Origin of the sequence: Cochlodiniinecator piscidefendens (assembly GCF_011326755.1) — a bacterium.
In the GTDB taxonomy this organism is placed as follows: Bacteria; Pseudomonadota; Alphaproteobacteria; order Rhodobacterales; family Rhodobacteraceae; genus Cochlodiniinecator; species Cochlodiniinecator piscidefendens.
Genome location: NZ_JAAOIE010000001.1, coordinates 427,628 through 448,316 on the forward strand (window position 1 = coordinate 427,628; position 20,689 = coordinate 448,316).

The 20,689-nt window shown below is 51.3% G+C and carries 19 protein-coding genes; 15 read left to right on the forward strand and 4 right to left on the reverse strand.

The genetic code is table 11. The annotated features are described in order from the left end of the window. Positions 1-7: 7 nt before the first annotated feature. Entirely contained in the window at positions 8-613 is a 606-nt protein-coding gene (pdxH, locus tag G9C99_RS02190; RefSeq protein WP_166415809.1) for a pyridoxamine 5'-phosphate oxidase, read from the reverse strand. Positions 614-772: 159 nt separating this feature from the next. Here pdxH and fabI point away from each other — a divergent pair, with 159 nt between their 5' ends. The 5 genes from fabI (at position 773) to trpE (ending at position 6,845) form a co-directional block, all read left to right on the forward strand. Further along, positions 773-1,591 (forward strand): enoyl-ACP reductase FabI, encoded by an 819-nt coding sequence (gene fabI / locus G9C99_RS02195; RefSeq protein WP_166415810.1) that lies wholly within the window; start codon positions 773-775, stop codon positions 1,589-1,591. Positions 1,592-1,622: 31 nt separating this feature from the next. Beyond that, positions 1,623-2,126 carry a xanthine phosphoribosyltransferase gene (gene gpt, locus G9C99_RS02200; protein ID WP_166415811.1) on the forward strand — a complete coding sequence of 168 codons (504 nt, stop codon included), beginning with the start codon at positions 1,623-1,625 and terminating at the stop codon, positions 2,124-2,126. Positions 2,127-2,239: 113 nt separating this feature from the next. Beyond that, positions 2,240-3,418 (forward strand): aminotransferase, encoded by a 1,179-nt coding sequence (locus G9C99_RS02205; RefSeq protein ID WP_166415812.1) that lies wholly within the window; start codon positions 2,240-2,242, stop codon positions 3,416-3,418. Between the two features lie 59 nt (positions 3,419-3,477). Continuing rightward, positions 3,478-5,322, forward strand: coding sequence for a peptidylprolyl isomerase (locus G9C99_RS02210; protein WP_166415813.1), 1,845 nt, complete (start codon positions 3,478-3,480; stop codon positions 5,320-5,322). Positions 5,323-5,333: 11 nt separating this feature from the next. Then, a complete protein-coding gene (gene trpE / locus G9C99_RS02215; protein WP_166415814.1) occupies positions 5,334-6,845 on the forward strand; it encodes an anthranilate synthase component I in 1,512 nt (503 codons plus the stop codon). 74 nt (positions 6,846-6,919) lie between these two features. Here the strand turns inward: trpE and G9C99_RS18630 are convergent, their stop codons facing one another. Beyond that, complete coding sequence (locus G9C99_RS18630; protein WP_166415815.1) at positions 6,920-8,179, reverse strand: divergent polysaccharide deacetylase family protein; 1,260 nt, start codon at positions 8,177-8,179, stop codon at positions 6,920-6,922. 108 nt (positions 8,180-8,287) lie between these two features. On the opposite strand from G9C99_RS18630, the gene G9C99_RS02225 reads away from it, so the two are divergent. From G9C99_RS02225 to lexA, 8 genes are all read left to right on the forward strand, one after another. Further along, positions 8,288-8,869, forward strand: coding sequence for an anthranilate synthase component II (locus tag G9C99_RS02225; RefSeq protein ID WP_166415816.1), 582 nt, complete (start codon positions 8,288-8,290; stop codon positions 8,867-8,869). Then, positions 8,866-9,885: an anthranilate phosphoribosyltransferase gene (gene trpD / locus G9C99_RS02230; protein WP_166415817.1), complete on the forward strand. Its 1,020-nt coding sequence runs from the start codon at positions 8,866-8,868 to the stop codon at positions 9,883-9,885. Before G9C99_RS02225 ends, trpD begins: the two co-directional genes overlap by 4 nt. Next, positions 9,885-10,553 carry a uracil-DNA glycosylase gene (locus G9C99_RS02235; protein WP_166415818.1) on the forward strand — a complete coding sequence of 223 codons (669 nt, stop codon included), beginning with the start codon at positions 9,885-9,887 and terminating at the stop codon, positions 10,551-10,553. The genes trpD and G9C99_RS02235 overlap by 1 nt, the downstream gene beginning before the upstream one ends. Continuing rightward, positions 10,550-11,371, forward strand: a complete 822-nt coding sequence (gene trpC / locus G9C99_RS02240) for an indole-3-glycerol phosphate synthase TrpC (RefSeq protein ID WP_166415819.1) — start codon at positions 10,550-10,552, stop codon at positions 11,369-11,371. The genes G9C99_RS02235 and trpC overlap by 4 nt, the downstream gene beginning before the upstream one ends. Then, on the forward strand, positions 11,371-11,847 hold the full coding sequence (gene moaC, locus G9C99_RS02245; RefSeq protein WP_166415820.1) for a cyclic pyranopterin monophosphate synthase MoaC: 477 nt from the start codon (positions 11,371-11,373) through the stop codon (positions 11,845-11,847). Before trpC ends, moaC begins: the two co-directional genes overlap by 1 nt. Further along, the gene (locus tag G9C99_RS02250; protein WP_166415821.1) at positions 11,848-12,738 is read left to right on the forward strand and encodes a GIY-YIG nuclease family protein; all 891 of its coding nucleotides are present in this window, start codon (positions 11,848-11,850) and stop codon (positions 12,736-12,738) included. It abuts the gene before it with no gap. Then, a complete protein-coding gene (locus G9C99_RS02255; protein WP_166415822.1) occupies positions 12,735-13,907 on the forward strand; it encodes a molybdopterin molybdotransferase MoeA in 1,173 nt (390 codons plus the stop codon). Before G9C99_RS02250 ends, G9C99_RS02255 begins: the two co-directional genes overlap by 4 nt. 85 nt (positions 13,908-13,992) lie before the next feature. Continuing rightward, positions 13,993-14,658: a transcriptional repressor LexA gene (lexA, locus tag G9C99_RS02260; protein WP_166415823.1), complete on the forward strand. Its 666-nt coding sequence runs from the start codon at positions 13,993-13,995 to the stop codon at positions 14,656-14,658. Here the strand turns inward: lexA and G9C99_RS02265 are convergent. Then, positions 14,652-16,712 carry a ComEC/Rec2 family competence protein gene (locus G9C99_RS02265; protein ID WP_166415824.1) on the reverse strand — a complete coding sequence of 687 codons (2,061 nt, stop codon included), beginning with the start codon at positions 16,710-16,712 and terminating at the stop codon, positions 14,652-14,654. The two genes, lexA and G9C99_RS02265, sit on opposite strands and share 7 nt — an antisense overlap. A gap of 50 nt (positions 16,713-16,762) precedes the next feature. Between G9C99_RS02265 and gltX the strand changes: the two genes are divergently transcribed. Together gltX and G9C99_RS02275 are read left to right on the forward strand one after the other, a co-directional pair. Further along, the gene (gltX, locus tag G9C99_RS02270; RefSeq protein WP_166415825.1) at positions 16,763-18,169 is read left to right on the forward strand and encodes a glutamate--tRNA ligase; all 1,407 of its coding nucleotides are present in this window, start codon (positions 16,763-16,765) and stop codon (positions 18,167-18,169) included. A gap of 71 nt (positions 18,170-18,240) precedes the next feature. Then, positions 18,241-19,536 carry a citrate synthase gene (locus G9C99_RS02275; RefSeq protein WP_166415826.1) on the forward strand — a complete coding sequence of 432 codons (1,296 nt, stop codon included), beginning with the start codon at positions 18,241-18,243 and terminating at the stop codon, positions 19,534-19,536. Between the two features lie 91 nt (positions 19,537-19,627). Here G9C99_RS02275 and G9C99_RS02280 read toward each other — a convergent pair whose 3' ends face one another. Beyond that, positions 19,628-20,689, reverse strand: a complete 1,062-nt coding sequence (locus G9C99_RS02280; RefSeq protein WP_166415827.1) for a 2Fe-2S iron-sulfur cluster-binding protein — start codon at positions 20,687-20,689, stop codon at positions 19,628-19,630.

Below are 20,689 nucleotides of genomic sequence, written 5' to 3' on the forward strand. Positions count from 1 at the left end.
CGAACCTTTACGGGTTCAAGCGCGTTACTGACCATGGTTCACTGATACTCTCACGACGCCATACAAAGCGATCGTGAAGCCTAAACGCACCATCCGCCCAAAACTCGATTTCAGAAGGAGTGATCCTGAAACCGCCCCAGAAAGGTGGACGCTTTGGGTGAAGGCCCTTACTGGCCGTCACTTTTGCAACTTCTGCCACAAGCTCTGCTCTAGATGCAAGCGGATGCGATTGTTTTGATGCCCATGCGCCCAATTTGCTCTTTAAAGAGCGCGAATCATAGTAAGAATCCGCCGATGGACCGTTTTCTTGCTCAACAGTCCCCCGCACGCGAATTTGACGCCGCAAAGATTTCCAATGCATGACGAATGACGCTTTTTGCGTCGCAATGAGCTCGCGCCCCTTCGCGCTGTCATAATTAGTATAGAAGACAAAGGCGTTTGCCTCAATCTCTTTCAGAAGAACCATACGTGCATTTGGCAATCCACTCTCATCTACTGTAGCCAAAGCTATAGCATTTGGGTCATTTGGTTCGCTTTTCTCAGCTTCGGAAAGCCAAGAGCGAGCCAATACAAACGGATCGTCGCCTGCAAAAATACCTGTTCTATCGGACATTGTCTGTCTCCTTTGTGAAAGCGGGTACCTTCTCTTTTGATCAGGCGCAACCTGTCCAAACGGTTAGTGTCAGACTTGTAGAGCCTGTTGCAATCTCATAAACGTCATAAAGAGACTGATTACGTATCAATATTTAATAAACACCAAGAGGGGCAGCAAATGCCAACAAATCTGATGGAAGGTAAGCGCGGCCTGATCATGGGGCTCGCTAACGACAAGTCTATTGCATGGGGCATCGCCAAAGCCTGTGCTGAGCACGGAGCAGAACTTGCATTTTCATACATGGGTGATGCATTTAAGAAACGCGTTGTACCGCTGGCCGATCAATTGGGTGTCACCCAACTGATTGATTGCGACGTTTCTGATCCCGCTTCTATTGATGCAGCTTTTGCACAAATTGAAAAAGAATGGGGCAAACTCGACTTCATCGTTCACGCGATTGGGTTCTCTGATAAAAATGAGCTGCGCGGTCGTTATGTTGACACCAGCCCAGAAAATTTCCGCATGACGATGGATATTTCCGTTTATTCTTTCACTGCCGTTGCGCAACGCGCCGAAAAGCTGATGAAAGACGGCGGCTCCATGCTCACCCTGACCTACTACGGCGCTGAGCAAGTGATGCCACATTACAACGTCATGGGCGTCGCCAAGGCCGCGCTTGAGGCGTCGGTTAAATATTTGGCTGAAGATCTGGGCAAAGACGGTATTCGCGTTAATGCGATTTCTGCGGGTCCGATCAAAACACTTGCGGCGTCAGGTATTGGCGATTTCCGCTATATCCTCAAATGGAACGAATATAATTCACCGCTCCGCCGCACGGTTACAATTGATGACGTCGGAAATTCCGCAGTTTATCTGCTGTCTGACCTTAGCTCAGGCGTTACTGGCGAAAACCTGCACGTTGATTCCGGGTACCACGTCGTCGGCATGAAAGCTGTCGATGCACCGGACATTGACGCGGCTTCAGGTAAAAAATAAGAAACAGCCTTGGCTGAGAGGATTGAGAGACATGACAGACCGTTTGCCCCACGAAAAAGGCTTCCACATCAGTTGGGACCAAATCCATCGCGATGCGCGTGCTTTGGCTTGGCGTTTGGATGGGCACGGCCCTGACGATGGTGCATGGAAAGCTGTGGTCGCTATTACACGCGGCGGTATGGCACCTGCGATGATCATTTCGCGCGAGTTAGATATTCGCACAGTTGATACCATTTCAGTGAAATCTTATGATCATCAATCTCAATCCTCTGCCAAGGTGCTAAAGGCACCTGATGCCGAATTGATGGGCGATGGTACTGGAATTTTGGTAATCGACGATTTGGTTGATTCTGGGAAAACATTGGAATTGGTACGCGATCTGTATCCAAATGCCCATTTCGCGACTGTCTATGCGAAACCCAAAGGCCGCCCAATGGTGGATACCTTTATCACCGAGGTCAGTCAGGACACCTGGATTTTCTTTCCTTGGGACATGGCGCTTCAATACGTCGAACCTTACCGCGGCAAAGACTAAACAAAACGCCCTTCGGGGCGTTTTTCTTTTGCTGTGTACGTTTTGGCCTTGTTCTTCGGTTGCTCGGCTTCCTATGGTTCAGCCAACAAAAAACGTTTCAGCAGGAATTTTAGATGTGCGCGCAGCTTAACCCCCGTTTTGCCCAAACCTTTGCTCCTCCAGTGATGGAAGCGCGCAGATGGCTTGATGGGGTGGATTTTCCCGCGGATCGCCCGCTATTGAACGTCAGCCAAGCTGCGCCAATAGATCCCCCGCCCGAAGGCCTGCGGCGCGCCATCGCCGATAGCGCGATGAACAATGTTGATGCGCACCTCTATGGCCCCGTGCTGGGCATGCCAGAGTTGCGCGTCGAGGTCGCCAGTCAATGGTCAGAGGCCTATGGTGGGACAATAAACGAAAGCCAAGTCGCGATCACGTCAGGCTGCAATCAAGCCTTCGCAGCCACGCTGGCTACACTTGCCGGTGAAGGCGATGAAGTCATTCTGCCCACGCCTTGGTATTTCAATCATAAAATGTGGCTGGATATGATGGGGGTTGGTTCGATCCCACTCAAAACGGGTGCTGGGCTTTTGCCTGACCCGGGTCATGCACGTGCTTTGATCACCGACAAAACCCGCGCCATTGCTTTGGTTTCGCCCAACAACCCGGGCGGTGTTGAATATCCCGCGTCCCTCATTCGGGCATTTTTAGAATTGTGCCGCGAAAAGGGTATCGCACTAATACTTGATGAAACGTACCGTGATTTCGACAGTCGCGATGGTGCGCCACATGATTTGTTCCATGATCCTGATTGGCACGACACCTTGATCCACCTTTATAGCTTTTCCAAAGCCTATAGATTGACCGGTCATCGGGTCGGCGCCTTTATTGCTTCTGAAGATCGTCTATTTCAGGCCGAAAAATTTCTCGACACCGTTGCAATTTGTCCAAATCAACTAGGCCAGCACGCCGCACTTTGGGGTATGCAAAACCTTGGTGATTGGGTCAAAGGCGAACGGCTGGAAATTTTAGATCGCCGCGCTGCAATCGCGGAAAACATGCCAAAACTTGAGAGATGGAAGCTACTCGGCCTTGGCGCTTATTTTGCTTATGTCCAACATCCGTTTGATTTGCGCTCTGATGTGCTGGCGCAGAAACTCGTACGTGATGCGGGGGTTCTTATGTTACCGGGCACCATGTTTATGCCAGATAACGACCCTGCCGGCGGACAACAAATGCGAGTCGCGTTTGCCAATATCGACCGCACCGACATTGGTATCCTCTTTGATCGTCTGGCAGCCTTTTCAACCTGAGACTTGCCCTGTCTTCTAGAACCCCATAAGAAACCGCTAAACGAAGTGAGGAGACGCCAATGTCCGGCCGTACAAACAAAGCATCACAGGCAGCTGTCTGGGTTATTATTTTACTGCTGATCGTAGGGCTAGGTGGCTTTGGCGTTACAAACTTCGGCGGCACGATCCGCTCTGTTGGTGCGGTGGGCGATAAAGAAATATCCGTCGATGCCTACGCGCGCGCGCTGCAACAAGAATTACGGGTTATGGAATCTCAGTTCGGCCAATCTCTGACCATGGAACAGGCGCGTCTGTTTGGTTTAGATCAGATTGTACTTGAGCGCCTATTTAGCACTGCGGCTTTGGACAATGAAACAGCACGCATCGGCCTCTCTGTTGGCGATAACCAAGTGCGCACGCAAGTGACGACAAACAGTTCCTTCCAAGGCGCTACAGGTGGATTTGACCGCGAAGCTTATCGTTTTGCGTTGCGTCAGATCGGCTATACCGAAGCGGAATACGAAGATATTGTACGCGAAGAAACGGCCCGCACATTGCTACAATCTTCTATCATCAGCGGCATTGGCTCTGCTGATACGCTTACGAATAGTTTGCTTGATTATCAACTGGAACGTCGCAGCTTTGATTACATTCGGTTGGATGAGACCAATTTGGCGGATCCGCTCCCTGCCCCGACTGAAGAACAACTTACCACATATTATCAAGGCAACACGCCTGATTTCACCGATCCTGAAAAGAAGAGCATCACCTATATTTGGCTTACACCGGAAATGCTCGTTGATACCGTAACCATCGATGAAGAAGGTCTTCGCACTATTTATGATGCTCGCATCGAAGAGTACGAACGCCCTGAACGCCGTCTTGTTGAACGTTTGATTTTCTCTTCTCAGGAAGAAGCCGAAGCCGCATCTGCCGCGCTTATCGCTGGTGAAACCACCTATTCTGATTTGGTTGCAGACGCTGGCTTTTCTTTAGGCGACGTTGATATGGGCGATGTAATGGCGTCCGATCTTGGCGATGCCGCCGACGGTGTTTTTGCCTTGACTGAGCCGGGAACCACAGGCGTTCTTCAGAGCGAATTTGGCCCCGCCATTTTTCGTATGAACGGTATCCTTGCAGCCCAGAGCACCTCTTTTGAAGATGCTCGCGCTGAATTGCTCCCAGAGTATGCCTCTGATCGTGCACGCCGCGTGATCGAAGATATGCTAACTGATATTGACGATTTGCTTGCGGGTGGTGCCACATTGGAAGAGATTGCCAATGAAACAGATATGCAACTTGGTCAGATCGACTGGTGGGATGGTCTGGGCGAAGGCATCGCAGCCTATAACCCCTTCCGCGAAGCTGCAGGCACTGTGTCTATGGGTGATTTTGCAGAACTCGCAGAACTGGATGACGGCGGAATTTTCGCGCTGCGCTTAGATGAAGTTATCGAGCCAGCCTTGTTGCCTCTGGATGACGTACGCAACAACGTGATCGATGGCTGGGAAGCCCAGGAAAACGACCTGCGCGTACAAGCCTATGCGCTAGATATCATGGCACAATTAATTGAAACAACTACAGCTGACGCATTGGGCCTGACCGTGCAAACGCAAACTGATTTGCTGCGCACAGGTTACCTAGATGGCACGCCCGAAGGTTTGATCAACGAAGTGTTTGAAATGGCCGATGGCGAAACACGCGTCATCGCGGGCTTTGGCTCATCCTATATCGTTACGCTGAATTCTATTCAGCCCCCTGCCGACGACGAAGCAACAGCCGAGCGCCGCGCACGTTTATCAGAAAGCATCACCCAAGGCATCGCGCAGGACGTATTCGAAATCTACGCACGCGCATTGCAAGATGATGCAGGCATCTCAATCAATCAGACTGCGATCAGCGCTGTCCAAGCCCAGCTTCCTTAAGAGGTAATATCGTGGCATTGACCCCTTCCTTTGAAGCCTTTGAAAAGGGCTACTCCGCTGGCGAAAACCAAATCGTTTATACGAGGCTTGCCGCTGATTTAGACACGCCCGTTTCTTTAATGCTGAAACTCGCCGGTGCGCGCAAAGACAGCTTTATGCTGGAATCCGTGACCGGCGGTGAAGTCCGCGGACGGTATTCCATCGTAGGTCTGAAGCCGGATCTGATTTGGGAAACACGCGGAACACAGGTGCGGATCAACCGCCAAGCGCGCTTTGACGGCGATGCCTTTGAACCCGCTGGTGACGATCCTCTTAACAGTTTGCGCGCATTGATCGACGAAAGCCAGATCGAAATGCCCGATGATCTGCCCGCTTCTGCGGCGGGTTTGTTTGGCTATCTTGGCTACGACATGATCCGCCTTGTTGAACATCTGCCAAATGTGAACCCCGATCCACTGGGTGTACCAGACGCGATGCTTATGCGTCCTTCTGTGGTCGCAGTGTTGGACGGTGTCAAAGGGGATGTTACCGTGGTGTCTCCCGCTTGGGTTGCCTCAGGAATGAGTGCAAAAGCAGCCTATGCACAGGCCGCTGAGCGCGTCATGGATGCCGTGCGAGATCTTGAACGTGCAGCAAGCAGCGAGAGCCGCGATCTGGGCCATGAGGCTGACCTCGGTCCTCTTACATCAAATTTCACACATGAAGGCTACAAAGCCGCTGTTGAAAAGGCTAAGGATTACATCCGCGCAGGCGATATCTTTCAATGTGTTCCTAGCCAACGCTGGACCCAAGATTTCCCGCTACCGCCTTTTGCACTCTACCGCAGCCTACGACGCACCAACCCGTCGCCCTTTATGTTTTTCTTTAATTTCGGCGGCTTTCAAGTCGTTGGCGCAAGCCCTGAAATTCTCGTCCGAGTGTTTGACAACGAAGTCACCATTCGCCCCATCGCCGGCACCCGCCCACGCGGGGCCACCCCGGAAGAAGATCGCGCACTCGAAGCCGACCTGATGGCCGACAAAAAAGAGCTGGCAGAGCACCTTATGTTGCTCGATTTGGGCCGCAACGATGCGGGTCGCGTGTCCAAGATTGGTACAGTGCGCCCCACAGAAGAATTCATCGTCGAACATTACAGCCACGTCATGCATATCGTATCAAACGTCGTTGGCGAACTGGATGAGGGTCAAGACGCCCTTTCGGCCTTTTTTGCGGGAATGCCTGCAGGCACCGTATCCGGCGCACCCAAAGTGCGTGCTATGGAAATCATTGATGAACTAGAGCCTGAAAAGCGCGGCATCTACGGCGGCGGTGTTGGGTACTTTGCGGCCAACGGCGATATGGATATGTGCATTGCGCTACGCACAGCGGTTCTTAAAGATGAAAAGCTTTACATCCAAGCTGGCGGCGGCGTCGTTTACGATAGCGATCCCGAAGCAGAATATATGGAAACGGTCAATAAATCCAAAGCCATCCGCAAGGCAGCAGAGGACGCCGGGCGTTTTTCCAACACCTCTGGCAATTGATCCCCACCCGAGCATTTGCAAAGCAAATGAGAGACAAACAGCGGCGCGCCTTGGCGCGCCACATTTTTGTGAGATCAGCGCTGCGCTTTGAGTAGTGCTGAAATTGGGGCGACTGCGACGCTCGCAGCGCGATCTTGCAATCCCCAGGTCACGAGACCTTCAAGCGTGTCGCTTCGCAAATGCCCAACCATGACAACCTGCCCTTCTTGCGCTGCGCGAAAAGCAGCACGATCAAGATAGCGGCGGATAATATGTGCGCGCTCATTGCCTGCATCCAGCTCCCGGAACACCGTTACCGCAGGCACACCTTCGCTTGTCGCAACCTGTTGCGCAGCATTCAGTCCCAAAGGATATGTCACAAGACCATGACCACTTTCCGCCAGTATTCCCGCAACTTGTTCAGCGGTTTGGCGTGTTCCACCAATGCCACCGCTTTGAGGTCCAATAACCGCAACCGCATCTGGCACGGCCGCAAGGCTTGCTTGATAGATTTGTTCAATATCAGATGGCTGCGCATTTTCGGGTAAATCAACCATCACCAAAACCTCTAGCCCTGCTGCGCGATACTCAGCAGCACGCGCGCCTGCAGTAGGTTCCGCCGCATCAACAATAAAACTGACGGGGAACGGTAGATTTTGCGCAACGTCCGGCGCAACAGCTTCACTCCCATCATCAATCAATAAAATCGAAAAATACGGCTGATCATTCGCATTCTCATAGGCTTCGGCATTCGCATCCAAAGCGAACATCATTGCCACTTCGCCTTCTTCAGCAGGCACGGTCTCTTCTGTTACGTTTTCTTCCGGCTCATCACCAACGCGTGGTAGGCGGCTGGTTGGGATTTCAGGTGCCAGTTCTGGCAACGCATCAACCGGTTGTATCATTGAGCTTTGCTCCGGCACCCCCGGTTCTTCTGGCGCTTCGGTTTCCGCCTGCGTTGATTCTTCTGTCGCAGGTTCCGTTTCCTCAGTCATCACTTCAGGCGTCGCGGCCTCGGCGTCTGGTTCCATCACCTCGGGTGCAGGCATCTCTTCCACTGGTTCCTCAACGCCATCTTCAGGCGCGACAACCTCCTCGTCAGCCATCTCAGTTTCAACTGAATTGGACATGGTGTCGTCACTAGATTGGGCGTCGGCCATAGCTTCAGCATCAGGTTCCATTGGTGTTTCGGCCAATACGGCGGGTTCTTCCATCACTTGTGGCGCAGGTTCTACGGAACTGGTTTGTCCAACAGGCCCCGCCAACAAAGATGCAAGGCTCGCACTCAGGCCACCAATAATACCGCCCCAAAGAATTCCTGAAATCAAACCACGCGCCAAAGGTCTCTCCGTCACTTTCTGCCTCAAAATCACGCGCCTTGGCCTTGACCATAGCCGCGCTTCCTGAGCATGTATAACCGGACTAAGGACTGGGATCACCCCTATTTGACGAAGGTTGAACAAATGCTGCTGCTCATCGATAATTACGACAGTTTCACCTATAACCTTGTGCATTACTTGGGAGAGCTGGGAACTGAGGTCGTTGTAAAACGCAACGATGCCATTGATGTGCAAGAAGCAATGGGCATGGGCGCGGATGCAATTTTGCTATCCCCCGGCCCCTGTGACCCGGCCCAAGCTGGTATTTGCTTAGCCCTAACAGAAGCCGCCGCTGAAACACGCACGCCTCTGATGGGTGTCTGTCTGGGTCATCAAACGATTGGCGAGGCCTTTGGCGGCAAAGTTGTGCGCTGTCATGAAATCGTGCATGGTAAAATGGGCACGATGCACCACGATGCCACAGGCGTTTTTTCAGACCTCCCGTCCCCATTTGAGGCAACGCGCTATCATTCTTTGACAGTCGAACGTGAAACACTGCCAGATTGTCTCGAAGTGAACGCATGGCTTGAAGATGGTACAATTATGGGATTGCGCCATAAAGCACTGCCAATTCATGGCGTACAGTTTCACCCTGAATCTATTGCATCTGAGCATGGGCATAAATTGCTTCAGAATTTCTTGGACACAGTAAAGGTTCCCGCATGAGCGATCACCTCAAACCGCTAATCGGAGCTGCCGCGGATGGTCCTTTAACGCCTGACCAAGCGCGCGAAGCTTTTCAGATTTTGTTCGAGGGCGAAGCCACACCAAGCCAAATCGGTGGACTTCTGATGGCTTTGCGCACCCGTGGCGAGACGGTTGAAGAATATACCGCTGCAGCAGCCGTTATGCGCGCTAAGTGTAACCCAGTACATGCCCCCAAAGGGGCGATGGATATCGTCGGCACCGGTGGCGATGGCAAACATACGTTGAACATTTCCACTGCGACAGCCTTTGTTGTCGCCGGTGCAGGTGTTGTTGTTGCCAAACACGGTAATCGCAATCTGAGTTCCAAATCAGGCACGGCTGATGTTCAAGGCAAAATGGGTATCAACGTGATGGTTGGCCCCAAAGTGGTCGAACGTGCGATAAATGAAGCCGGGATCGGTTTCATGATGGCCCCCATGCACCACCCCGCCGTGGCACATGTCATGCCAACGCGGGCTGAATTGGGAACGCGGACCATGTTTAACATTCTCGGCCCGCTTACGAATCCCGCCGGCGTTACAAGACAGTTAACCGGAGCGTTTTCCCGCGATCTGATCCGTCCGATGGCAGAAACACTGCAAGCCCTAGGATCTGAAAAGGCATGGCTGGTTCATGGCGGCGATGGCACAGACGAACTGTCGATTGCGGGTATCAGCTGGGTCTCAGCTCTTGAGAATGGTGAAGTGACGGATCGTGAACTCCATCCCGAAGACGCCGGACTACCCGTTCATCCGTTTGAAGCGATTATTGGCGGAACACCGGAAGAAAATGCCGGGGCCTTTCGCGCGCTTCTTGAAGGGCAATTGGGTGCGTATCGCGATGCGGTTTTGTTAAACGCTGCTGCGGCATTGGTTGTGGCGGACAAAGCCCAATCTCTCACCGAAGGTGTAGAACAAGCGGTCCAAGCCATTGACTCTGGGGCGGCAAAAGCCAAGTTGGAAGCCTTAGCGCGCATTACAACTGAGGAGGCTTAATGCCACTGGATAGCGGAAAACTTGACGGGTGGAATATGCTGCCTTTTTTCCGCGAAGAATTGCCTCGGATCGCGCAAGTACTGGAAAATGAAAAACGGGTTATCTTACCACCCAAAGATCAAATTTTCACAGCGCTTCGATTGACACCGTTGGAAAAGACACTCGTTGTGATTTTAGGCCAGGATCCCTATCCGACCCCTGGACACGCCCATGGATTGGCCTTTTCAGTGGAACCTGATGTACGGCCACTCCCACGGTCTTTGGGTAATATTTTCAAAGAGATGCAGACCGATTTGGGGGGGATTCCTGCAACCGGTGATTTGCGCCATTGGGCACGCCAAGGTGTTTTGATGATCAACACCGCCTTAACAGTACCTGCTGGGGAAGCCGACGGTCATAAGAAACTGGGTTGGTCAAAGTTAACCCACGAAATTCTGACCGAGGTGTCGAAAAAACCGACGGCCTTTGTTTTATGGGGTAAAACCGCACAATCGCTCGGCAAACACATTCAACCCGGTGATCATCTAAAAATAGAAACGGCGCACCCGTCGCCGTTATCGGCGCGGCGCGGCTTTTTTGACTCGCGCCCGTTTTCTCGTATTAACGCATGGCTTATCGAACGCGGTGAGTCCCCTATCAACTGGATTACGGATCAGGAGGCCCCATGACAGAGACAGGCACCATCCTCGACAAAATTAAAGCCTACAAACTCGAAGACGTCGCGGCACGAAAAGAAGCGCGCCCTTTGTCAGAAGTTGAAGCCGACGCCAAAGCCGCAAGCCCAACACGCGGTTTTGCAGATCGTCTTAAAATGGCAAGCACATCAGGGTATGGCCTGATTGCCGAGGTCAAAAAAGCCAGCCCATCCAAAGGGCTTATTCGTGCTGATTTCAACCCGCCCGTGTTGGCCAAAGCTTATGAAGATGGCGGTGCAACCTGTTTGTCTGTTCTCACTGATACCCCATCGTTTCAGGGTGCCGATGAATTTCTGGTCGCTGCACGCAACGCAACCAACCTTCCGGCTCTGCGCAAAGATTTCATGTATGACACTTATCAAATCGCTGAGGCCCGCGCGCTGCACGCTGATTGTATTTTGATCATCATGGCCTCTGTATCAGATGCACAGGCGCAGGAACTCGAAGATGCGGCATTTGGTTGGGGCATGGATGTTTTGATCGAAGTCCACAATGAGGCCGAGCTTGAACGTGCAACTGCGCTGAAATCCCCTTTGATGGGTATCAACAACCGCAACTTGAACACGTTTGAAACCACGCTGGAAACCACCCGTCATCTATCACGTATGGTACCAACGGATCGCTTGATCGTCGCTGAAAGCGGGCTAAACACCTCTGAGGATCTGGCCGATCTCGCGCGCTATGGTGCGCGGACCTTCCTGATTGGCGAAAGCCTAATGCGCCAAGACGACGTAACTGCTGCAACGCGTTCATTGCTGTCGAACCCTCTTACGCCAAACGGTGCAATGTAATGTCTGGCCTTACTCACTTTGATGGCAAAGGCGACGCACATATGGTCGATGTGTCAGAAAAAGCCGTTACATCACGCGTCGCAACAGCCCGTGGGCACATTAAAATGCAGCGCGAAACCTTTGATATGATTACCGAAGGTCGTGCAAAAAAGGGTGACGTCTTAGGCGTGGCGCGTCTGGCGGGGATCATGGGGGCGAAAAAAACCTCAGACCTTATTCCGCTGTGTCACCCGCTGCCGATTACTAAAGTGTCTGTAGAACTGACACCAAACGCAGGCCTTCCCGGTATCGAGATCGAAGCGACAGTAAAAACAACCGGTCAAACCGGCGTTGAAATGGAAGCATTGACTGCCGTATCGACCACCGCGCTCACGCTGTATGATATGGTCAAGGCCGTTGATAAAGGCATGGAGATCAGCGCGATCCGCGTTTCTCTGAAAGATGGTGGAAAATCAGGTCGTTACGAGGCACAGTAAATGGTTTCTGCACGCTCGCTTGAGTTGTTTTTTATTGATGGTCGCCCCGACGGAATGCTCACCGCTGAGGTGTTTAATTGGACTGGCCATGTTCTTAAAACGCCCCGCACCCAAATCAAACAGGCGCTATCGCGCCCTGAATCTGGATTTACAGGTGTGTATATTCTTCTGGGCGAAGACAACGGCGAACCGCGCGCATATATCGGTGAAAGCGAAGATATTGGGAACAGGTTACGCGATCACGTGATCAAAAAGGATTGGTGGAATGAGGCTGTTCTCATAACGTCAGCCGCAGACAATCTTCACAAAGCCCATGTAAAATACCTCGAAAGCCGTCTTGTCGAACTTGCGCGCATTGCGGGCGTTACACCACTGGAAAACGGAAACACCCCACCGCGCAGCAGCCTATCAGAAGCCGCCCGCGCGAATATGGAAAGTTTTCTGGAAACGCTGATGATTGTATTGCCAGCTATCCGTGTTGATATGTTCGTCAGCAAAGCAAGGGAAAGATCCGTTCAAAAAAACCAACCGCTGTCTGACATAGGGATAGAGTTTCGCCTCTCAGTACCAAAATATGGTGCCGTAGGATCTTGTTATGTAGAAAGCGGGGAGATTATTGTTCAATCTGGATCCATAGCCAATGCTTACTGGGTTCATCCTCAGCGTCCAAACTATGGGAAAATTCATAAAAGCCTAGTCGAACGAGGCATACTGCTAGTGGACGGGCAAAATGCTGTGTTTACCCAAGATTTTGCATTCTCCAGCTTAAGCGCCGCCGCATCTGTATTAATTGGCCGAGAGACCGGAGGGCGGACAGCTTGGAAACTCAAATCTGATGGACGCACCTACGCCCAGTGGGAAAAAGACCAACTAAAGGACCCCTCCGCATGATCTCTGTTTCCGAAGCGCTGGATCAAGTTTTTGCGCTCGTCAGTCCACTCGCCACCGAAACCGTTCCGCTAACCTCCGCGAACGGCCGTACATTATCGAAGGATGTGTTTGCAAAACGCGACCAGCCCCCTTTTGCGGCCTCAGCGATGGACGGCTATGCGATCAAAAGTGTTGAGGCTGATCCGCAAGCGATGTTCAAAGTTGTCGGCGAAAGCGCTGCGGGCCACGGTTTCGCGGGTATCTTAAAGGCCGGTCAAGCTGTTCGCATCTTTACAGGCGCGCCACTTCCTGAGGGCGCGGACCGCGTCATCATCCAAGAAGATGTCGATCGCAAAGGCAACCTAATCACCCTGCACAACGAGGTAGACAGCGCGCACTATATTCGCCCTGCTGGGGCCGATTTCAAATGTGGCGACAAAATCAGCGCACCGCGTATTCTGACCCCAAACGATATTGCCCTACTCGCATCGATGAATATTGCAGACGTGCCTGTAACCCGTCGTCCTGTTGTTGCTTTGATTGCGACAGGTGATGAGCTTGTGATGCCTGGCGAAACACCGGGGCCTGATCAAATCATCGCTTCAAACAATTTCGGATTAAAGGCGCTTTTCGAAGATCACGGAGCCGAGGCACGATTGATCCCGATTGCACGCGATAACGTCCCTTCGCTTCAAACTGCGTTTTCGTTGTGTGAGGATGTCGACCTCATTGTCACCATTGGTGGTGCTTCCGTCGGTGATCATGATCTTGTCGCACAAGTTGCCGCCGAAATGGGGCTCGAACAGTCCTTTTACAAAGTGGCAATGCGGCCGGGTAAACCCTTAATGGCGGGTCATCTTAACGGGACGCCCATGATCGGCTTGCCCGGAAACCCGGTTTCCTCAATGGTATGCGGGCATGTTTTCATCATCCCCGCCCTTCGGCACCTGCTTGGCTTTAAGGCCGAGCCCCGGCACCAGAGGCGCGCATTCTTAACGACAGATCTACCGAAAAACGGTGGGCGCGAACATTACATGCGCTCACGTGTTGAGCACGATAAAATCACTCCATTTCAACGACAAGACAGCGCTTTGCTGACTGTTTTAGCGGATGCAAACGCGCTTCTCATTCAGGAGATCGACCAAAGCGAACAAGCAGCCGGCACCGAGGTCTCTTATATTCCGCTCTAAAAATCGTTTGACACAAAAAGGGAACATGGATAGAACAATAGCGGAACAAAAATATTTCCATCAGTGATGTTTCGGGGGACTATCCATGCTGACGAAAAAGCAACTTGAGCTGCTTAACTTCATCAACAAGCGCCTGAATGCTGATGGTGTTCCGCCCTCTTTTGATGAAATGAAAGACGCGCTGGATTTACGATCAAAGTCTGGCATTCATAGATTGATCACCGCGTTAGAAGAACGTGGTTTCATTCGCCGGTTGGCACATCGTGCACGCGCTATTGAAATCGTAAGACTACCCGAATCTATTGACGCATCAGCATCTTCCACAGCGAGCTTAAACGGTGCGATTGCAGCCTCAACAGCAGTTCAAGCTATGGCATTGCCGCTCATGGGGCGTATTGCGGCGGGCGTGCCGATCGAAGCCATTTCGGATGCAGCAACAAATGTGGCTGTTCCTGGACAGATGCTGACCAGTGGCGATCCACATTATGCACTTGAGGTTAAAGGTGAATCAATGATCGACGCGGGTATCAACGATGGCGATGTCGTTATTATCCGTGAAACTCAAACCGCTGAAAACGGCGATATTGTTGTTGCCCAAGTCAACGGGTATGAAGCGACGCTGAAACGATTTAGACGCAAAGGGGCGATGATCGCTCTTGAAGCAGCTAATCCTGCTTTCGAAACCCGCGTTTTGCCTGAAGATCAGGTTGAAATTCAGGGGCGCCTCGTTGGACTGATCCGAAATTACTGATGATGCGGGAATGGACTCCAAAGTCTGTTCCCTGACATTTCTGTGGAAGAAACTTCAGTTAATCCATTTTCGGTTTCAAAAAACGCGAGGCTTCCGCTTCGATCCAGTGTTTCTGGGGTGATTTGCAAACAATCTCCGTCCATTTCGACGCCTCTATATGCGTATATCCAAATTCCAACACGACACGTATCAGCCACATCGGTTTCAGATCGAACATGCGTAATAGATGTTGAACCGACATCAAATATTATCAATCTTTCATCTAGTTCAGGGTCGAATGCTACGGCCTGAATGGGCTCCACCCCGTCATTCTCTAACCAACTACGGGCGACAAAACCTTGCCCTCTTTCTTTGTTTAAAACCCGACCGTTTTCTCTAAGCACCCCAATTAAATCTGCAGTGTCAGAAATCAGCAAAACCGGCCGCTGTGTTTGTACCCACAATATTGCGGAGCACATCAAAATCGGTGCGCCAACCCAACGGCCTTTCCCCTGCCAAAGTGCAATGAACAACCCGCCAATAGCAAAAAGAGGTAAAGCCCACTGTTGTGGCGTCACAACATAACGCACAGACCCATCTAACGCAGCAATCGTCTGAGCAACCCATAAAATCCAATCGATCCCCAGCTCCATAAAGAACACTCCGATCAAAGAGAGTCCAAACGGAGCGAGCAAAAAGGTTATCACTGCGGCGGGCATCACAATGGCGCCCATAATCGGAACAGAAAGAATGTTCGCGATCAGTCCGAATTGGGAAAACTGATTGAAATGCGCCGCAGCAACGGGTGCAGTGGCAATCCCCGCCACCGCGGATGACAACACAACAGCCCCCATAGGTTTAACGATCTTGGGCAAACCGAACCAGTCCCAATTCCGCAACGCCCCAAACACTGAGACAAGCGCAATCGTCGCCGAAAAAGACATCTGAAAGCCCGGAGATACGAGACTGTTTGGTTGAAGAACCAACACAATGAGTGCAGCAACGGCGACGGCTTGTAACGTAATCGCACGTCGATCTAAGCATATAGCGATCAACATTACCGCAACCATTATGAACGCCCGCTGCGTTGCAACATTTCCACCAGATAAAAATAGATAGATCGTTGCCGCCATCAATGCCCCGACGGCCGCTATTTTTTTAATCGGTAGATACAATGCCGTCAGCGGGATGGCAGCAAGAAGAAACCGGAGTGCACCAAACACAAAACCCGTCAATAACCCCATGTGAAGCCCGGAAATCGCCAAGAGGTGGGCAAGGTTTGTCGCGCGCAGGTCTTCTAAAATTTCGCTGGGGATCGCACTTCTGTCACCTGTCGTAATTGCCGTTGCAAAAGCACCGTTCCCACCGGGCATCCAAGATTGCACTGTTTGAGACAAGCCGTATCTGGTGCTGCGTAACCAGGCAGCCGGCGAATCCTGATGTTCTGGCTCCAGTAACATCACGGGCGTTCGCGTGTACCCAACGGCCCCAAGTTGTTGAAACCATGCAAAACGACGAAAATCAAAACCACCGGGTTCGGCTGGGCGCGGAGGCGGTGAAAGATGAGCTGTTAGCAAAACATTCTGACCAGGCACACGCATCGGAGTAATTTGCGCACCATGTACTGAAATGCGAACCCTTTCGGGAGTATCGTCAGGGGCTACTCGTGCTAAGACAACTTGATCCAGAGTATATCTGGTCCGATTGCTATGAGACCGATCAATCCGAACAATACGCCCTTCGACCGGCCCATAGTATCGAAAATCAAGCACCGGAGCCGCCACCCAATTCGCCTGTAATACGGCTGCAAAAAAACCCGCTATTACGAGCGAAAACGCGCAAAAGACAGGTGATAAGAGTTCACCAAATTTTAGGGATAGAAGGCTACATACAACACCAGAACATATTAGCCATATACATTCAAAAACAAATGGTTCCCTCGGCATATTGAAGTAGAGAACAATCCCCACGGCAAAAAACACCGGAACCCAAACAAACAAGTGTCCGCGCTGTGTTTCGATCAAGGCCAATGGATTTGGCAACCTAGGCACCTTGTCCTCACTGCTTGGCGTCATTAGAACGGGGTTAACGATATCTCCATCACAGTTTCCAAAAGGTTAACACCATGTCCGACCGCCCCGTAGTCACACGTTTTGCCCCATCTCCGACCGGATACCTGCACATTGGCGGCGCGCGAACCGCATTGTTTAACTGGCTATATGCACGGGGCAACGGGGGAAAGTTCTTACTACGGGTTGAGGACACCGACCGGGAACGCTCAACACCAGAAGCGACAGCCGCCATTTTGCGTGGAATGGAATGGCTAGGACTTGATTACGACGGCGAAGCCATCAGCCAATTTGAACGGGCCGATCGCCATGCAGAGGTTGCACATGCAATGCTTGACTCAGGACACGCATATAAGTGCTTTGCAACCCAAGACGAAATTCAAGCCTTTCGCGAAACGGCCAAAGCAGAAGGAAAATCGACCCTTTTCAGATCGCCTTGGCGCGATGCGTCGTCGGACACACACGCTGACGCACCCTATGTTATTCGGGTTAAGGCACCACGCGATGGGGAGACCGTTGTAGAGGATCAAGTCCAAGGACGAGTCGCGTGGAAAAATGAAACACTGGATGATATGATTTGTTTACGTTCCGATGGTACGCCGACATACATGTTAGCTGTCGTTGTAGATGATCACGATATGGGGGTTACACACGTTATTCGGGGGGACGATCACCTCTCGAATGCGGCGCGGCAATCGTTGGTATATAATGCAATGGATTGGGAGATCCCGGTTTGGGCACATATCCCCCTTATTCACGGCGCTGATGGTAAAAAACTGTCAAAACGTCATGGGGCTTTGGGTGTCGAAGAATATCAGGCAATGGGTTATCCTGCATCTGGCATGCGCAACTATTTAGCACGCCTCGGCTGGAGCCATGGGGATGACGAATTCTTTACAGATTCGCAGGCAAAGGAATGGTTTGGATTTGGCGGCATAGGAAAATCCCCTGCCCGTTTCGACTTCAAAAAACTAGAAAACCTATCAGGTCAACACATCGCGCAGTCAGATGATGCTGCACTGCTGCATGAAATCGAAGGGTTTCTAAGCGCGAATAATGAAGACCCTTTGAGTGAGACACAACGTCACGATCTGTTGAAGGCAATGTATTGTCTTAAAGAAAAATCTAAGATGTTTGGAAACCTCCTTGAAAAATCACGATTTATTCTCACTTCCCGGCCTATTGAACGCGACGAAAAGTCAGAAAAATCACTTGATGATGTATCCCGTAGTATACTGAGCTCATTGACGCCGCACCTGCAAAATGCTACTTGGTCACGAGAGGATCTTGAGGCTGCGGTTTCTGAGGTCGCTGAAACACAGGGTCTAAAACTTGGTAAGCTGGTTGCACCAATACGTGCAGCGCTCGCTGGCCGCACGACAACCCCCAGTGTCTTTGATATGATGCTCGTCCTTGGACGTGACGAAACGCTCGCACGGATTAACGATGTGACGCGTGAATAAACTCGGGGGAATCCCCAAAACGCAGGGTCATCGTTGAAATGCAGCGGTGACAAGATGGAGAGGTAATACACATGGCTGACAATAAGAAAACCGCAACGCTCGAATTTGGCGATACGCGTGTTGACTTGCCTATGTACTCACCCACGGCTGGGCCGGACGTGATCGACATAAGCAAGCTCTACGCTCAGGCAGGTGTATTCACCTATGACCCCGGCTTTACCTCTACGGCATCTTGCGATTCAACGATTACTTATATTGATGGTATCAAAGGCGAATTGCTGCACCGTGGTTACCCCATTGATCAGCTTGCCGAAAAATCTCACTACCTAGAAGTTTGTTATTTGCTTTTGTACGGTGAACTACCTTCTGCGGCACAGCTTGAAGCGTTTGAAAACCGGGTCACGCGCCATACAATGGTGCATGAGCAAATGCATAACTTCTTCCGTGGGTTCCGCCGTGATGCGCACCCAATGGCAACAATGGTTGGTGTTGTTGGTGCAATGTCAGCATTCTATCATGACTCGCTAGACATCAACGACCCAGACCAACGCGAAGTTGCGTCAGTTCGAATGATTGCAAAGCTGCCGACAATTGCGGCGATGGCCTATAAATACTCCATCGGTCAGCCATTCATTTATCCGCGCAATGACTTGGACTATTCTGCAAACTTCTTGCAGATGTGTTTTGCTGTTCCTGCTGAGGACTACGAAGTAAACCCTATTCTAAGCCGCGCAATGGATCGTATTCTTACGCTTCACGCTGACCACGAACAAAATGCGTCAACATCGACTGTACGCCTTGCGGGTTCTTCTGGGGCCAACCCTTTTGCTTGTATTGCTGCGGGAATTGCCTGCCTTTGGGGTCCATCCCATGGCGGTGCAAACCAAGCTTGCCTCGAAATGCTGAAAGAGATCGGTACACCTGATCGTATTCCAGAATTTATTGCACGCGCAAAAGACAAGGAAGACCCTTTCCGTCTCATGGGCTTTGGGCACCGGGTTTATAAAAACTTTGACCCGCGCGCTAAGGTGATGAAGCAATCTGCCGACGAGGTTCTCGATCTATTGGGCGTTGAGGACAATCCTGTTCTGCAGGTTGCCAAAGAACTCGAAGCTGCAGCGCTCGCAGATCCATATTTCGCGGACAAAAAACTGTTCCCGAATGTGGACTTCTACTCGGGTATTATTCTTGAAGCGATGGGTTTTCCAACCTCTATGTTCACTCCGATCTTTGCGCTTAGCCGCACAGTTGGCTGGATTTCGCAGTGGAAAGAAATGCTGGGCGATCCAGGTCAAAAAATCGGCCGTCCACGTCAATTGTATCTCGGTGAAACGATGCGCAACTATGTTGACGTCGAAGATCGCTAAATTGCACTCAAAAACGCGCCAAAATTTGGCGCGTTTTTTTCCATCCACCTTGGGTACCATTGCGCAGCCTTTGGCAGAAAGTTTTGCCTACTCAATCAAAGCTTATGGTAACTTCATTCGACATCGGCAAAGATTGACAAGTTAAGATATCACCGTTTTCGATATCCACATCGTCCAGTGCCATCCGCGCACGCATATGTACCGTGCCTTTGCTTATCTTTGCCCTGCATGCGCCACACACCCCTGACTGACAGGAAAACGGCGGCGCCAATCCGGCCTTTCGCGCAGCATCCAACACTGTTTGGCCAGCCTTTACTGAGAGAGAGCGTAGCGTGCCATCTAAGTGAATTTTCACTTCGGCATTAACGCCTAAAATCCCATCATCCAGCGTTGCTATCTGACCGTAACTCTCTGAATGAATTCTGCTTTTTGGTACATCCAAAGCCCCTAAGATCGCTTGTACATCCACATTCATTTTACCCGGACCACACACATAATATTGCGTATCCTGAGCGTAAGGAGGATGTTCGTCGATCAAAGCCTTTACAGCATCGGCATCAACCTTTCCCTTACGCCAGTATTCAAACCCCGACCACATCGAGGGCGCAGATAAAATATGCCTGACTATCAATCGACCGTCGTACATCTCCAGCAATTCATCCAACGCATCGCCAAATAGAATATCACTCGCGGCCCTATTCCCATAGGCAAGGTAGGCAACTGAGTGAGGCTCATTGCACAACACCGAATGCAGCATGGAAAAAAGTGGCGTGATCCCCGAACCTGCGCCAAAGAAATAATGGCTACGGCGCAAATTTGGGGCAGTGTCTAAAACGAACCTACCATGCGGTGGCATTACGTCGATGGTATCGCCTACTGCGATGCTATCGTTAATATGATTGCTGACACAGCCGTATTTTACACGTTTGACCGTTATTTGCAGGCGCGCGCCTGACACAGGCGACGACGAAATAGAGTAACTTCGCCGCTCCTCTTGACCGTTTAATCGAAACCTAAGCGAAAGGTGTTGCCCCGCGCGCCACCTAAAAACATCTGCCAAACGATCAGCTACATCAAACGCAATCGTTTTGGCCTGCCCTTCGATTTCATCTCTGACATCGCTTACAGTTAAAGCGTAGAAATTTTGGCTCAT

What these genes read in the sequence shown, in the direction of transcription:
- G9C99_RS02265 (WP_166415824.1), bottom strand. Translation starts at nt 16,712, where the DNA reads ATGACGCCAAGCAGTGAGGACAAGGTGCCTAGGTTGCCAAATCCATTG.
- moaC (WP_166415820.1), top strand. Translation starts at nt 11,371, where the DNA reads ATGTCTGGCCTTACTCACTTTGATGGCAAAGGCGACGCACATATGGTC.
- G9C99_RS02235 (WP_166415818.1), top strand. Translation starts at nt 9,885, where the DNA reads ATGCCACTGGATAGCGGAAAACTTGACGGGTGGAATATGCTGCCTTTT.
- pdxH (WP_166415809.1), bottom strand. Translation starts at nt 613, where the DNA reads ATGTCCGATAGAACAGGTATTTTTGCAGGCGACGATCCGTTTGTATTG.
- G9C99_RS02275 (WP_166415826.1), top strand. Translation starts at nt 18,241, where the DNA reads ATGGCTGACAATAAGAAAACCGCAACGCTCGAATTTGGCGATACGCGT.
- G9C99_RS02225 (WP_166415816.1), top strand. Translation starts at nt 8,288, where the DNA reads ATGCTGCTGCTCATCGATAATTACGACAGTTTCACCTATAACCTTGTG.
- G9C99_RS02255 (WP_166415822.1), top strand. Translation starts at nt 12,735, where the DNA reads ATGATCTCTGTTTCCGAAGCGCTGGATCAAGTTTTTGCGCTCGTCAGT.
- gltX (WP_166415825.1), top strand. Translation starts at nt 16,763, where the DNA reads ATGTCCGACCGCCCCGTAGTCACACGTTTTGCCCCATCTCCGACCGGA.
- G9C99_RS02210 (WP_166415813.1), top strand. Translation starts at nt 3,478, where the DNA reads ATGTCCGGCCGTACAAACAAAGCATCACAGGCAGCTGTCTGGGTTATT.
- G9C99_RS02205 (WP_166415812.1), top strand. Translation starts at nt 2,240, where the DNA reads ATGTGCGCGCAGCTTAACCCCCGTTTTGCCCAAACCTTTGCTCCTCCA.
- trpC (WP_166415819.1), top strand. Translation starts at nt 10,550, where the DNA reads ATGACAGAGACAGGCACCATCCTCGACAAAATTAAAGCCTACAAACTC.
- lexA (WP_166415823.1), top strand. Translation starts at nt 13,993, where the DNA reads ATGCTGACGAAAAAGCAACTTGAGCTGCTTAACTTCATCAACAAGCGC.
- G9C99_RS02280 (WP_166415827.1), bottom strand. Translation starts at nt 20,689, where the DNA reads ATGAGCCAAAATTTCTACGCTTTAACTGTAAGCGATGTCAGAGATGAA.
- gpt (WP_166415811.1), top strand. Translation starts at nt 1,623, where the DNA reads ATGACAGACCGTTTGCCCCACGAAAAAGGCTTCCACATCAGTTGGGAC.
- fabI (WP_166415810.1), top strand. Translation starts at nt 773, where the DNA reads ATGCCAACAAATCTGATGGAAGGTAAGCGCGGCCTGATCATGGGGCTC.
- trpD (WP_166415817.1), top strand. Translation starts at nt 8,866, where the DNA reads ATGAGCGATCACCTCAAACCGCTAATCGGAGCTGCCGCGGATGGTCCT.
- G9C99_RS02250 (WP_166415821.1), top strand. Translation starts at nt 11,848, where the DNA reads ATGGTTTCTGCACGCTCGCTTGAGTTGTTTTTTATTGATGGTCGCCCC.